Origin of the sequence: Lentzea sp. NBRC 105346, assembly GCF_030269605.1 — a bacterium.
GTDB lineage: Bacteria > Actinomycetota > Actinomycetes > Mycobacteriales > Pseudonocardiaceae > Lentzea.
In genome coordinates this window covers 114,566-127,320 of record NZ_BSTQ01000015.1, presented here as the reverse complement: position 1 = coordinate 127,320, position 12,755 = coordinate 114,566, and the positions used below count along the sequence as shown (strand labels likewise).

The following is a 12,755-nucleotide window of genomic DNA, read 5'->3' as shown; positions in this document are numbered from 1 at the left end:
ATGTGGATGGAATCAGCGTCTGCGTTTGAGAGGGACGACGAGCGGCGTGCCGGTCTCCGGGTCCGGTACGACGCGGCACGGCAGCCCGAACACGTCCTCCACCAGGTCGGCGGTGATCACCGCGGACGGGTCACCCGTGGCCACGATGCCCTCGTCGGGCTTCATGACGATCAGGTGCGTCGCGTAGCGGCATGCCTGGTTCAGGTCGTGCAGCACCGCGACGAGCGTGTGGCCGCCGGACTCGTGCAGGTCCGCGCACAGGTCCAGCACCTCGTGCTGGTGCGCGATGTCCAGGAACGTCGTGGGCTCGTCGAGCAGCAGGATGCCGGTCTGCTGCGCGAGGACCATGGCGAGCCACACGCGTTGCCGCTGCCCGCCGGAGAGTTCGTCGACCAGCCGGTCGGCCAGGTCGTCGACACCGGTCTTGCGCATCGACTCCGACACCACCGCCTCGTCCGCGGGCGTCCACTGGCGCAGCAGGCCCTGGTGCGGGTAGCGGCCGCGCGCGACGAGTTCGGTCACCGTGATGCCACCCGGCGGGGTGGCCGTCTGCGGCAGCATCCCGAGCCGGCGCGCGACCTCCTTCGAGCGATACGACGTGATCGCCGCACCGTCGAGCAGCACCGTGCCGTGCACGGGTTTCAGCATGCGCGCCAACGCTTTCAGCAACGTCGACTTGCCGCACGCGTTCGGTCCCACGATGACGGTGAACGACCCGTCCGGGATGGTCGCGGTCAACGACTCGGCGACGGTCCGCGAGTCGTAGGCGAGCGTCAGGTTCTCCCCGCGCAGCCGGGTCATGCAGTCCTCCGCCACAACATCCACACCAGGTATGAACCGCCGGCCGCGACGGCCCGCAAGTCGCAGGCCGACGTGAGGCTCTCCCCACACCGCCGGTTCACGCTGTCCTCCGCCACAACATCCACACCAGGTACAGGCCGCCGATCGCGCCGGTCATGATCCCGACCGGCAGCGGCACCGAGAAGATCCGCAGCACCAGCAGATCGCTGGCCAGCAACAACAACGCGCCCATCAACGCCGCCGCGAGCACTCCCGGCGCCAGCCTGCGGGCGAGCTGCGGGGCCGCGAGCGCGACGAACCCGATCGGTCCCGCCGCCGCGGTCGCCACCGCGGCCAGCGCGACGCTCGTGCCCAGCACGAGGAACCGCGACCGCGGGACGTCGACGCCGAGCCCCTGCGCGATCTCGTCGCCCATCTCCATCAACGTCAACCGCCGCCACAACAGCATTGCGGCGGGCAGCAGCACCGCGACACCGACGCCGGCCGCGGTCACCTGGCCCCACGTCCGGAGGTTCAGCCCGCCGACGAGCCACGCCTGCGCGACCAGCGCCTCCTCGACCGACGCCCGCGTGATCAGGAAGTGGTTGACCGCCACGAGCACGAACGACACCCCGATGCCGACGAGCACGAGCTGCCCGCCACGCCGGATCGCGAGCAGGTAGACCACCGACGCGGTCAGCAGGCCGCCGAGGAACGCCCCGAGCGCGATCGCCGTCATCCCGCCGTGCAGGAAGAACATCACGCAGATCGCGCCGGTCGCCGAACCGCTCGTCAGTCCCACGATCTCCGGGCTGCCCAACGGGTTCCGCGTCAACGACTGCAGCAGCGCGCCGGCCACACCCAGTGCCGCACCCACGAGGATCGCGCACAACACGCGCGGCAGACGCAGCCGCAGCACGATGAAGTCCGACGCGCGATCCCCCTGTCCGGTCAGGGAAGCGACCACTTCGGACAGTGAGACCGGCGCGTCACCGGTCGTCAGCGTCACGAGACCGACCGCGAGCAGAGCGAGCAGAAGCAGAACCCGTGTCACAGGCGCGCCAACTTCCGGCGGCGCACCAGGGCGATGAACACGGGCGCGCCGAGCACGGCCGTCACGATCCCGACCTCCACCTCGCCCGGTCGCGCGGCGATCCGGCCCAGCACATCGGCCGCCAGCAACAGGATCGGCGCCAGCACCATCGAGTACGGGAACACCCAACGGTTGTCCGAACCGCCGAACGCGCGCGCGACGTGCGGCACGGTCAGCCCGACGAACGCGATCGGCCCGGCCGCGGCGGTCGCCGCCCCGCACAGCAACGTGATCGCGACCCCGCCGAGCACCCGGATCCGATTGTTGTTCAGCCCCAACGCCGTCCCGGTCTCCGCGCCGAGCGCCAGCACGTTCAACGGGCGCGTCAGTCCCAGCGCGAGCAGGATCCCGGCGATCATCACCGGGGCGATGCGCGCCACGACGTCCATCTGGCGTCCGGCGATCGAGCCGACGTTCCAGAACCGGAACGTCGCGAACGTCGTCGGGTCGAGCAGCAGCATCGCGGAGATGAACGCCAGTAGCACCGCGCTGATCGCCGCACCGGCGAGCACCAGCCGGTCCGGCGACGCCGCGCGGCCGGCCGCCCCGAGCCCGTGGACCGCGAGCGACGCCAGCAACGCACCGGCAAGCGCGAACCACAGGTATCCGGTGATCGACCCGACGCCCAGGAACGCGATGCCGGCCACGACGGCGGCCGCGGCGCCGTGCTCCACGCCGAGCAGCCCTGGATCGGCGAGCGGGTTGCGCGTCAACGACTGCATCAACGCGCCGGCGAGCCCGAGCGAGGCGCCGACCAGCAGGCCGGTGATCGTGCGCGGCACCCGGTGGTCGCGGATCACCAGCGCCTGGACCGACCCGTCGTCGCTCCACAACACGTGCCACGTCGCCGAGAACGAGATGTCACGCGAGCCCACCCACACGCTGAGCAGGCACATCAATATCAGTACTACGAGTCCGGCCCCCAGGCCCGCGCCCTTGGTGACGCGTCCGACACCCATCGATTCCCCCTGTCGATCAGGCGAGGCCGACCGTATCAAAAGGCCGGCATTACGCTGGATATGTGGTCGGGCTCGCGATCGGATGCGCGGTCCTCGGCGCCGTGTGCAGCGCACTCGGCGCCGCGCTGCAACACGCGGGTGTGCGAGACGTCGGCGAGCTGACGTTGCGCCGGGCCTACCGGCTGGCCGCCAGCCGCCGGTGGCTGCTGGGTTTCTCGGTGCTGTTCGTGGCCGCGATCCTGCAGATCCTCGCGTTCTGGCTCGCCCCGGTCACCGTCGTGGCGCCCTTGGCAGTCCTGTCCTTGCCGATCATCGCGATGATCGACGTCCGGCGTTTCACCCCACGTTTCGCTGTCGCGGTGGCCGCGGCGACCGGCGGTGTCGCCACGTTCGTCGCCATCGCGGCGGGCTCGGCGGTGCCCACCGACGTCCCCGAGAAAGTGGTGCTGCAGGCCGGTCAGCTGGTGGCCGCGGCGGTGTTCGTGTTCGGCATGATCGCCACGTTCCAGACGGGCACCATCCGCTGCCTGGCGTTCGCTGTCGGTGCGGGCGCCGCCTACGGACTGGTGTCCGTGCTGGTACGTGACGTGACCACCGCGCTGCCGCATATCCCGTGGCTGTCCTTCGCGGCACTCCTGATCGCGTTCGCCGTCGGCGCGTGGTTCATCCAGCTCGGCTACTCCAGCGGGCCGGCCGACCTGGTCGTGGCCGGCCAGACCGTGGTGAACCCGATCGTCGCGTCGTGGATCGGCATGGAGCTGCTGGAGGAGACCGAGGGCGCGTCGCTCGGGACCGAGATCGCGCTGATCGCCAGCGGTGCCGTGGCGGTGACCGGAATCATCGTGCTGGCACAGTTCCACCGGTCCAGAGTGGTCACATGACGATCGTGGTGACCGGCGGCCGGGGCGCGCTCGGCCGGCACGTGGTGAGCGCGTTGCCGGACGCCCGCGCGGTGTCCCGATCGACCGGCACGGACCTGTTGCGCGGCACCGGCCTTTCCGCGCTGGAAGCCGACACGATCGTGCACTGCGCCACGTCGTTCCGCCGCGAGGTGGACATGGCGCGCGCCGTTCTCGCCGCCAGGCCACGCCACCTCGTCTACATCTCGATCGTCGGCGTGGACCGCGTGCCGTTCGCCTACTACCGGCAGAAGCTCGCGGCCGAGGACCTCATCAGGTCGTCGGACGTCCCATGGACGATCCTGCGCGCCACCCAGTTCCACTCGCTGCTGCACCGGATCTTCGCCGCCTCGGCGCGGCTACCACTGATGTTCGTGCCCGGCTTCCGGTTCCAGCCCGTCGCGGAGGCGGAGGTCGCCGCCGAACTGGCCCGCCTGGCGTCCGGACCGCCCGCCGGCATGGCCCCGGAGATCGGCGGGCCGGAGGTCCGGCCCGCAACCGAGCTCGCCCGGACGTACCTGGCCGCCGCCGGGAAGCGGCGTCCGGTCGTACCGGTCCGCCTGCCCGGCCGGACGTTCCGCGCCTACCGCGACGGCGGCAACCTCACGCCCGGCCGCGCGGTAGGCCGCGTCACGTTCGAGGACTACCTCACTTGATCGCTTCCAGCTGCGGCACCAGGTGGTCGAGCGCATACGGGATGCTGAGCACCGTGTTGAACGAGATCGACGCACCCACCGGCGGATCCTCGTACGGGACGTAGAGCGCCCGGTTCTCCTTGACCACGTTGAGCCGCTTGTACAGCGCCTCGTTCTTCAGCTGCTCCACCACCAGCGGGCTGCTCAGCAGCCACACCAGCCGATCGGCCTCGAGCACGTCGAGGCGTTCGTAGCTGAAGTCGACGACATCCGTCTTGCCGATCTCCTTCTGGATCGCCTCGGGCATCTTGAACCCGAGGTCCTGCAGGAACTTCGTCTTCGGGTCGTGGCTCGCGAACACCGCGAAGTTGCCCGCCTGGAAGGAATCGGCGACGATCGCGGTCTTGCCCGCCCACTCGGGGTGCTTGTCGCGAACCGCCTTGAACCGTCCGTTCATCTCGTCGATGATCTTGTCCATCTCGGCGGACTTGCCGAGCGCCTTGGCCGTGAGCCGGGCCATCTCCGCCATCGGGGCGCCGTAGTCCTCGAAGCCCTTCACCTGGGCGACGACCGGCGCGATCTGCGAGAGCGTGTCGTACTGTTCCTTCTTGATGCCGGAGTAGTGCGCCAGGATCAGATCCGGCTTGAGCGAGGCGATCTTCTCGACGTTGTACTCGTCGCGCTCGCCGACGATCTCCGGCGTGCCGATCTTGTCCTTGAGCCACGGCCACTTGCCCCAGGGCCGTTCCTTGAACCAGTCGATGACGCCGACCGGCTGGATCCCCAGCGCGACGACCGCGTCGTGATCGGACAGTCCCAGCGTGACGATCCGCTTCGGCGGCGCCTTGATCTCGGTGGTGCCGAGCTTGTGCTCGACGGTCACCGGGAAGCCCGCAGCGGCTTTGGTCGGGACGTCCGTGACCGTGCCGCACGCTGCGAGCGCCAGCACAGCGACCAGCATCAGTGCTCTCATCTTCCCCCCAGTTCCAGTAAGGCGACCCTAACCTACCGCTTTTGTCAGACCCCACTGCCATGCTCGACGCATGGTGCACATCCCAGCCGAGAACTACGCCCCGAAGATCACGGACGACACCCGCACGCCCGTCCCGTACGTCGGCGAGGAGCGCGAGCTGCTGGTCGCGCTCCTCGACTTCCAGCGCCACACGTTCGAACTGAAGTGCCGGGGGCTCGAGCAGGCGCAGATGTCCTTGCGGTCCGTGCCGCCGTCGGGGCTGTCGCTGCACGGCCTGCTGCGTCATCTGGCGGGGGCGGAGCAGTGGTGGTTCAGCACGCAGTTCTCCGGTTCCTCCGAGCCGCTGATCAACTATTCCGATGATGATCCCGACCAGGATTTCGAACGGCTTGACGGTGACGTTGGCGTCGCTTGGGAGGAATGGCGGCGGCGGACGGCCCGGTCGCGGGAGATCGTGGCCGGGGCTTCGCTCGATGACACCGGCGTCATCCAGCGCACGAACGAGCCGGTGTCGCTGCGCCGGATCATGCTGCACATGATCGCCGAGTACGCGCGGCACAACGGGCACGCGGACCTGCTGCGGGAACGCATCGACGGCGCCACGGGCTTGTGACGGCTCTCAGGCGTAGGTGCCCAGCCGGCGCGCCACCGCCGCCGGCGACGGCATCAACGTGATCTCCGCCGCCAGCTCCCGCGCCGCCTCCCAAGCATTGGCGAACTGATCAACCCCTGGGGCAAAACCTAGCTGCGGCACCCCGGCCGCAAGCGCTCCAAGCGTCGTATCGCTCCCGCGCCGTATCGACGGTGCCACCCGTTTATAACAGCACTGTTAGAGTTTCCGGCGTGAAGAACGCGCTGATCGACGTGACTCCCCTGCGCGTACGGGAGTTCCGGCGGCTTTGGGTGGGGCGGACGTTCTCGGTGTTCGGCAGCCAGATGACGCTGGTGGCCGTCCTCTTCCAGGTCTGGCAGTCGACGTCCAGCACGATCTGGACCGGCGCAGTCGGCCTGGCCCAGGCCGTCCCGCTGATCGCGTGCGGCCTGATCCTGGGCCCGGTGATCGACCGGACCGACCGCTTCCGCCCGGACCGAACCCGGCCGGAAAGTTATCCACAGGCTGGTGCCGACCTGGGGCGGAGCCGCGGAATTGTCAGACCCCGGCGGTACGCTTGAGCGAATTTGGAAGCGCGCGGGGGCAGCGTGCCTCAGCACAGGCGGACGGGCCGGCACCGGTAGATCGAACCTGGGACCGACAGATCGGCAGGCCGACCCGGCTCCCAGCTGGCGGCGGGCCTCGCGCTGACCCGGATCTCGAACCAGGCGGCGATGCTCGCCGGCCCCGCGCTCGGCGGCCTGGTGGCGAGCTGGGCCGGTGTCGGCACCTGCTACCTGCTCGACGCGGTCACGTTCGCGCTCGTCCTCCACGCCGCGTACCGCCTGCCACCGCAGGAGGTGAACGAACCCTCGCGCCCCGGCCTGCACGGCGTGCTCGACGGGCTCCGCTTCATGGCCTGCACGCCGCCGGTACGCGGTGTGCTGCTGGCGGATCTGGCGACCACTGTCCTGTCGATGCCGATCAGCCTGTTCCCGTTGATCAACGCTGAGCGGTTCGGCGGTGACCCGAGCACGCTCGGCCTGTTCATGTCCGCGATCGCCGTCGGTGGTGTCGCGGCCTCGTTCCTCTCCGGCACGTTCACGCGGCTCTCCCGCCCCGGCCTCGTCATGCTGTGCGGCTCGGCCACGTGGGGACTGGCGCTCGTGTTGTTCGGCGTCTCCACGAACCCATGGCTGGGGCTGGCCTTTCTCGTGATCGCGGGCGCCGCCGACACGGTCGCGGTCGTGTCGCGCAGCACGGTCGTGCAGCTGCTCACGCCCGACGCACTGCTGGGCCGGGTCAGTGCCGCCGAGCAGATCGTCGGACAGGCCGGGCCCGACCTGGGCAACCTGCGGGCTGGCCTCGTCGCCGGGATCGGCTCGGGCGCCACCGCCCTGGTGAGCGGCGGGCTGATGTGCGTCGCGGCCGTCGCCTGGATCGCGGCGGCCACCCCAGCCCTGCCCAAAACACGCCTTCAGGCGTAGGAGCCCAGCCGGCGCGCCACCGACGCCGGCGACGGCATCAGCGCGATCTCCGCCGCCAGCGCCCGCGCCGCCTCCCGGTAGGACCGGGAAGCGAGCAGAGTCAACGTGTCATCGCCGATCGCCTCACCACTGATGACCGCAGGAGCCAACCCGACCCCAGCCGCCACCACGGCCGCCGCGTTGGCGAACTGATCAGCACCCTGCGGCAACACGAGCTGCGGCACCCCAGCCGCGAGCGCGCCGAGCGTCGTACCGCTGCCCCCGTGGTGCACGACCACGCTGGCGTGCGGCACGACGGCGGCCTGAGGCACCCAGGAATGAGCGGTGACGTTCGAGGGCAGCGGGCCGAGCGAAGCGACGGGCACCCGCCCGGTGGCGACCACGACCTGCGAAGCGAGCCGCGCGACCGCCGGGATCACCATCGACAGCAGCGACGCGGTCCCGAAGGCCGTCCCGAACGTCACGTAGATCAACATGCCGGCGGGCCGTTCCCACGCACCCGGCCGGAACGGGACCGGACGCAGGGCGATGCGCGAAGCAGAAGACAGAAACTCCTTGTCCTGCAAGGAGATCGGGCAGATGTCGACGTGTGGGGAGCCGAAGTCGGGCCGGGAAAGCCCGATGTCCGGCGGGAACATCCGGCCGAACCCGTGCCACAAACCAGGGATGCCCGCGGCCCGCGCCGCAGCAGCCGCGCCCGGCACACCCCACCCGTGCACGACCAGGTCAGGGCGCAGCCGCTCCAGGTCCGGGGCGAGGTCCTCGGCGTAGATCTCGTAGAACGAGTCGGCCGGGCGGAACGGACGTACTCCCAGAACAGACAGGTCGGAGTGCACGTGCTCGCCGGCCGCCCAGTGCACCTCGTGGCCCGCGTCCCTGGCGGCGACCGCCAGCGGGATCATCGGGTAGGTGTGGCCGGCCGACGCCAGGCTGGCGAACAGCACGCGCATACGGAAGAACCTACAAGCCCCGGTGCTGATGGATCGTGTCGCGGTACCAGTGCGCGCTCTGCTTGAGCACGCGTTCCTGCGTCTCGTAGTCGACCCGCACGATGCCGAACCGCTTGGCGTAGCCGTAGGCCCATTCGAAGTTGTCCATCAACGACCACGCGAAGTACCCGCGCACGTCCGCGCCGAGCGAGCACGCCTTGCCGACCGCTTCGATGTGGGACGCGATGTAGGAGACCCGATCGGCGTCCGCGACGAAGCCGTCAGAACCAGCGACGTCGTCGAAAGCGGCACCATTCTCGGTGATCACCATGGGCAGGCCGTAGTCGTTGTGCAGGCGGACGAGCAGGTCGGTCAGGCCGGACGGCACGATCTCCCAGCCCATCGCGGTCACCGGCAACGACTGCGGCACGACGACCGGGGAGGCCGGGTCGTCGCCGCCGCGGAACGTCAGCGACGAGTAGTAGTTGACGCCCAGCACGTCCAGCGGCGTCGAGATGATCTCGAGGTCGCCCTCGGCAACCGGCAGAGAAACACCGATGTCCTCCAACACATCAGCCGGATAACGCCCGTGCACCAACGGATCCAGGTAGATCCGCGTCCCCAGCCCATCGGCCCGCCGCGCGGCGTCGATGTCCGCCGCCGACGAGGAGAACGGCGTGGCACAGCCCATGTTCAGCGTGATGCCCAACTCCCCCACACCCAGAGAACGCAACGCCTGCGCGGCCAGGCCGTGCCCCAGCAGCAGGTGGTGCACTGCCTTCATCGCGTCACCGAAGTCCCGCCGGCCCGGCGCGTGCACGCCCTGGTGGTAGCCGAGCATCGCGGAGCACCACGGCTCGTTGAGCGTCGTCCACGTCGGCACGCGGTCGCCCAGCACGGAGTGCACGAGCGAGGCGTACTCGGCGAACCGGTAGGCGGTGTCACGCGCCGGCCAGCCGCCCGAGTCCTCCAGCTCCTGCGGCAGGTCCCAGTGGTACAGGGTGATCCACGGCTGGACACCGGCCGACAGCAGCTCGTCGACCAGCCGCGAGTAGAAGTCGGCGCCGCGCCGGTTGAGCGGGCCTCGGCCACCGGGCTGCACGCGCGGCCACGACACCGAGAAGCGGTAGGCGTCGACGCCCAGTCCCGCGATCATCGACACGTCCGCGGGCATCCGGTGGTAGTGGTCGCACGCCACGTCGCCGTTCTCGCTGTTGAAGACCGCGCCGGGCACGCGGCAGAAAGTGTCCCAAATGGACTGTGTGCGGCCGTCCGCGTCGACCGCGCCCTCGATCTGGTACGCCGATGTCGCCACACCCCAGCAGAAGTCGGCCGGCAACCCGGCGGTCACGTCCGCCGACGCGGCTTCCTGCCCGACGATCGTCATATTGCTCCTCATGGCACGACAAACCGACCGCCCAGAACAGACGGCCCTACGAACAGGCACAGATCAGGGTGCGGACTCGCGCACTACCAGCGACGTCGGCAGCACGATCGGGTGCTCCGGCAGCGGCCGGCCTTCCAGGGTGGAGATCAGCGTGCGCGCGGCGGCCCCGCCCATCTCCTGCAGCGGCTGACGGATCGTGGTCAGGCGGGGCTCGCTGTGCGCGGCGATCGGCACGTCGTCGAACCCGACGACGGCCACGTCCTGCGGCACGGTCCGGCCCGCGTCCTTCAGTGCGCGCATGACCCCGACCGCGGACAGGTCGTTGTGCGCGAACACCGCGTCGAACTCCAGGCCGCTGTTGATCAGCTTCTCGACCGCGACCGCGCCGCCGGTCGTGGTGAAGTCGGCCTCCACCACCAGGTCCGGGTGCAGGGGGAACCCGGCGGACGACAGCACCTCGCGGAACCCGTCGAGCCTGGCCTGCGTGCAGCCGAAGTGCAGCGGGCCGGTGACGACGGCGAACCTGGTCCGGCCACGGGCGACGAGGTGCCGTGCGGCATCGGCGCCTCCCTGCCGATTCGTCGTCGCCACCGACGGGAACTCCGGGTGCAGGCCGCGATCGTCGATCATCACGACGGGCAGGCCCGCCCGGTAGAGCGTGGAGATGTAGTGCAACGTGTCCGGCGGCTCGATCACCAGCAGCCCGTCGAAGGCGTTCGCGGAGACGTGGTTCGCGAACTGGTTGAGCGACTCCGGCCCGCGGTTGACGGTGTAGAGCAACAGCCCGTACCCATCGGCTTCGAGCGTGTCGACGACCCCCTGCAGCACCTCGCCCATCCACGGCCAGGTCAGCGACGGCGCGAGCATCGCGACCGTGCGGGTTCGCCCCCGAGCGAGCCCGACCGCTCGCGCGCTCGGCACGTACCCGATCTCGTCGATCACCTTCCGCACGCGCTGGGCCGTCGTCGAGTCGACATCGGGTTTTCCGTTCAGCACGCGTGACACGGTCGCCTTGGACACCTGGGCGCGTTGGGCGACCTCAGCGATCGTGACACGCATGCCGAACTCCCTCCGACGGCCTCCCGGAACCGGTACCGAAACCGGTTACGGAAGAGGTATCTGGAGTTAACCGCCGCGCCACATGACCGGTCAAGAGGTTCGTGGGAGCGATTTCACGATTCACCGTGGGAGCGTTTTCACAGATTGCGCCACAGGAGTGAAACCAGCGCCGATCGAGTGAACCCAAACGAGATTCCGAACGAGACGCGGCCCGGCGTCGTGAAGCCGCACATGGAAACCGAACTGACGATCTTCGATGTCCTGTCCGGCGACGTTACCTGGGAGGAGCTGGACGAGACCCGCGTGGTGGTTGAATGACCCCATGGGGGTTGTCACAGCACATGTCACAGCGGTCAGCCGCAATGAGGAGTACTCGTTCACCAAGCCCGTGCGCGACAGCATCCGCCTGCTGGCGGGACTCGGTGTCGAGGGCGACGTGCACCAGGGCGTCACGGTCAAACACCGGTCCAGGGTCGCCCGCGATCCCTCGCAGGCGAACCTGCGTCAGGTGCACCTGATCCACGCGGAGCTGCACGACGAGCTGCGCGCGGCCGGGTTCGACGTGACGCCCGGTGCGATCGGCGAGAACATCACCACCCGCGGGCTCGACCTGCTCGGGCTGCCGACCGGCACCCTGCTGCACATCGGCGACGCGGCGGTGGTCGAGGTGACCGGCCTGCGCAACCCGTGCAAGCAGATCGACGACTACCGGACCGGGTTGCTCAAGCAGGTGCTCGGCAAGGACACCGACGGCAACGTGGTGCGCAGGGCCGGGATCATGGCGGTCGTGCGCACCGGCGGCGACGTGCGGCCGGGCGACGAGATCCGGGTCGAGCTGCCCGCCGAGCCGCACGCGCCACTGCAACCCGTGTGATCAGGAACGCAGGTCCTCCTCGATCAACCGCGCGGTGTCGCGCAACTCGGGCAGCAGATCCTCGACCACGGTGGTCGCGTTGCCACGGTTGGCGTGCGCGGACACGTTCAACGCCGCCACGACCTCGCCCGCCGACGACCGGATGGGCACGGCGACCGACCGCAGGCCCTCCTCCAGCTCCTGGTCCACCAGCGCCCACCCCTGGGCGCGAACCTGCGACAGCGTCTCCCCCAGCACCACCGGGTCGATGATGGTGTTGCGGGTCAACGGCCGCAGCCGCACGGACGACAGGTACGACGAGAGCCACGCGGCGGGCTGCGCCGCCAGCAACACCCGTCCCATCGCCGTGGCATAGGCCGGAAACCGGGTGCCGACGTTGATGGACACGGTCATGATCCGCTTGGTGGGCACGCGCGCGACATAGACGACGTCCTCACCGTCCAGCACGGACATCGAGCACGACTCCTGCACGGAGGCGACGAGCTTCTCCATGTGCGGCTGCGCGACCTCGGGCAGGCTCAGCGAGCTGAGGTAGGCGTAGCCGAGCTCCAGTACCCGCGGCCGCAGGGAGAACAGCTTGCCGTCGAAGCGCACGTAGCCGAGCTCGACGAGGGTGTGCAGGAAACGCCGGGCCGCGGCGCGGGTGAGCCCGGTGATACGGGCGACGTCGCTCAACGTGAGTGCCGGGTGTTCCGCGGAGAACGCCTTGATCACCGCCAGGCCGCGGTCGAGGGACTGCACGAACTCCGTCATCACTCCAGCACCTCCCGGGCGATCCGGAACGCCCGGTTCGCAGTCGGCACACCCGCGTAGATCGCCACCTGCAACAGCACTTCCTTGATCTCGTCCCGGGTCAGGCCGATCCGCAACGCCGCCCGCAGGTGCATCTCGAGCTCCTCCTCGTGGTGCAGGGTCGCGAGCATCGCGATGGTGATGCAGCTGCGCACCTTGCGGTCCAGCCCCGGCCGCGACCAGATCTCACCCCACGCGTAGCGGGTGATCAGCTCCTGGAAGTCGCGCGTGAACTCGTCGCCCTGCGCCGCGTCGACGTGGGCGTCGCCCAGCACCTCGCGGCGCACTCTCATCCC

Annotated in this window: 16 protein-coding genes; 7 read left to right on the top strand and 9 right to left on the bottom strand. The window is 69.7% G+C overall.

Annotated features, from left to right (window positions below; all coding sequences use genetic code 11):
- Positions 1-12 precede the first annotated feature (12 nt).
- The 3 genes from QSK35_RS29150 to QSK35_RS29140 form a co-directional block, all read right to left on the bottom strand.
- Positions 13-801: an ABC transporter ATP-binding protein gene (locus QSK35_RS29150; protein ID WP_285750742.1), complete on the bottom strand. Its 789-nt coding sequence runs from the start codon at positions 799-801 to the stop codon at positions 13-15.
- Positions 802-898: 97 nt separating this feature from the next.
- A complete protein-coding gene (locus tag QSK35_RS29145; protein WP_285750741.1) occupies positions 899-1,834 on the bottom strand; it encodes a FecCD family ABC transporter permease in 936 nt (311 codons plus the stop codon).
- Positions 1,831-2,832 carry a FecCD family ABC transporter permease gene (locus QSK35_RS29140; RefSeq protein ID WP_285750740.1) on the bottom strand — a complete coding sequence of 334 codons (1,002 nt, stop codon included), beginning with the start codon at positions 2,830-2,832 and terminating at the stop codon, positions 1,831-1,833. The genes QSK35_RS29145 and QSK35_RS29140 overlap by 4 nt, the downstream gene beginning before the upstream one ends.
- A gap of 62 nt (positions 2,833-2,894) precedes the next feature.
- Here QSK35_RS29140 and QSK35_RS29135 point away from each other — a divergent pair, with 62 nt between their 5' ends.
- Positions 2,895-3,713 (top strand): DMT family protein, encoded by an 819-nt coding sequence (locus QSK35_RS29135; RefSeq protein WP_285750739.1) that lies wholly within the window; start codon positions 2,895-2,897, stop codon positions 3,711-3,713.
- On the top strand, positions 3,710-4,387 hold the full coding sequence (locus tag QSK35_RS29130) for an SDR family oxidoreductase (RefSeq protein WP_285750738.1): 678 nt from the start codon (positions 3,710-3,712) through the stop codon (positions 4,385-4,387). Before QSK35_RS29135 ends, QSK35_RS29130 begins: the two co-directional genes overlap by 4 nt.
- Here QSK35_RS29130 and QSK35_RS29125 read toward each other — a convergent pair.
- Entirely contained in the window at positions 4,380-5,339 is a 960-nt protein-coding gene (locus QSK35_RS29125; RefSeq protein ID WP_285750737.1) for an ABC transporter substrate-binding protein, read from the bottom strand. The genes QSK35_RS29130 and QSK35_RS29125 overlap by 8 nt on opposite strands.
- A gap of 70 nt (positions 5,340-5,409) precedes the next feature.
- Here QSK35_RS29125 and QSK35_RS29120 point away from each other — a divergent pair, with 70 nt between their 5' ends.
- The 3 genes from QSK35_RS29120 to QSK35_RS29105 all read left to right on the top strand — a co-directional run bounded on the left by QSK35_RS29120 (position 5,410) and on the right by QSK35_RS29105 (position 7,418).
- The gene (locus QSK35_RS29120) at positions 5,410-5,952 is read left to right on the top strand and encodes a DinB family protein (RefSeq protein ID WP_285750736.1); all 543 of its coding nucleotides are present in this window, start codon (positions 5,410-5,412) and stop codon (positions 5,950-5,952) included.
- A gap of 230 nt (positions 5,953-6,182) precedes the next feature.
- Entirely contained in the window at positions 6,183-6,512 is a 330-nt protein-coding gene (locus tag QSK35_RS29110; RefSeq protein ID WP_285750735.1) for a hypothetical protein, read from the top strand.
- Positions 6,513-6,575: 63 nt separating this feature from the next.
- Positions 6,576-7,418, top strand: coding sequence for an MFS transporter (locus tag QSK35_RS29105; RefSeq protein WP_352244160.1), 843 nt, complete (start codon positions 6,576-6,578; stop codon positions 7,416-7,418).
- Here the strand turns inward: QSK35_RS29105 and QSK35_RS29100 are convergent.
- The 3 genes from QSK35_RS29100 to QSK35_RS29090 form a co-directional block, all read right to left on the bottom strand.
- On the bottom strand, positions 7,409-8,368 hold the full coding sequence (locus QSK35_RS29100) for a glycosyltransferase (RefSeq protein WP_285750734.1): 960 nt from the start codon (positions 8,366-8,368) through the stop codon (positions 7,409-7,411). The two genes, QSK35_RS29105 and QSK35_RS29100, sit on opposite strands and share 10 nt — an antisense overlap.
- A gap of 10 nt (positions 8,369-8,378) precedes the next feature.
- Positions 8,379-9,734 carry a GH1 family beta-glucosidase gene (locus tag QSK35_RS29095; RefSeq protein WP_285750733.1) on the bottom strand — a complete coding sequence of 452 codons (1,356 nt, stop codon included), beginning with the start codon at positions 9,732-9,734 and terminating at the stop codon, positions 8,379-8,381.
- A 63-nt stretch (positions 9,735-9,797) separates the two neighbouring features.
- Complete coding sequence (locus QSK35_RS29090) at positions 9,798-10,793, bottom strand: LacI family DNA-binding transcriptional regulator (protein ID WP_285750732.1); 996 nt, start codon at positions 10,791-10,793, stop codon at positions 9,798-9,800.
- 177 nt (positions 10,794-10,970) lie between these two features.
- On the opposite strand from QSK35_RS29090, the gene QSK35_RS29085 reads away from it, so the two are divergent.
- Both QSK35_RS29085 and QSK35_RS29080 read left to right on the top strand, forming a co-directional pair.
- Entirely contained in the window at positions 10,971-11,111 is a 141-nt protein-coding gene (locus QSK35_RS29085) for a hypothetical protein (RefSeq protein WP_285750731.1), read from the top strand.
- A 4-nt stretch (positions 11,112-11,115) separates the two neighbouring features.
- A complete protein-coding gene (locus QSK35_RS29080) occupies positions 11,116-11,667 on the top strand; it encodes an MOSC domain-containing protein (RefSeq protein WP_285750730.1) in 552 nt (183 codons plus the stop codon).
- Here QSK35_RS29080 and QSK35_RS29075 read toward each other — a convergent pair whose 3' ends face one another.
- Positions 11,668-12,420, bottom strand: a complete 753-nt coding sequence (locus QSK35_RS29075; protein ID WP_285750729.1) for an IclR family transcriptional regulator domain-containing protein — start codon at positions 12,418-12,420, stop codon at positions 11,668-11,670. It abuts the gene before it with no gap.
- Positions 12,420-12,752: a 4-carboxymuconolactone decarboxylase gene (pcaC, locus tag QSK35_RS29070; RefSeq protein WP_502881732.1), complete on the bottom strand. Its 333-nt coding sequence runs from the start codon at positions 12,750-12,752 to the stop codon at positions 12,420-12,422. The genes QSK35_RS29075 and pcaC overlap by 1 nt, the downstream gene beginning before the upstream one ends.
- Positions 12,753-12,755 lie beyond the last annotated feature (3 nt).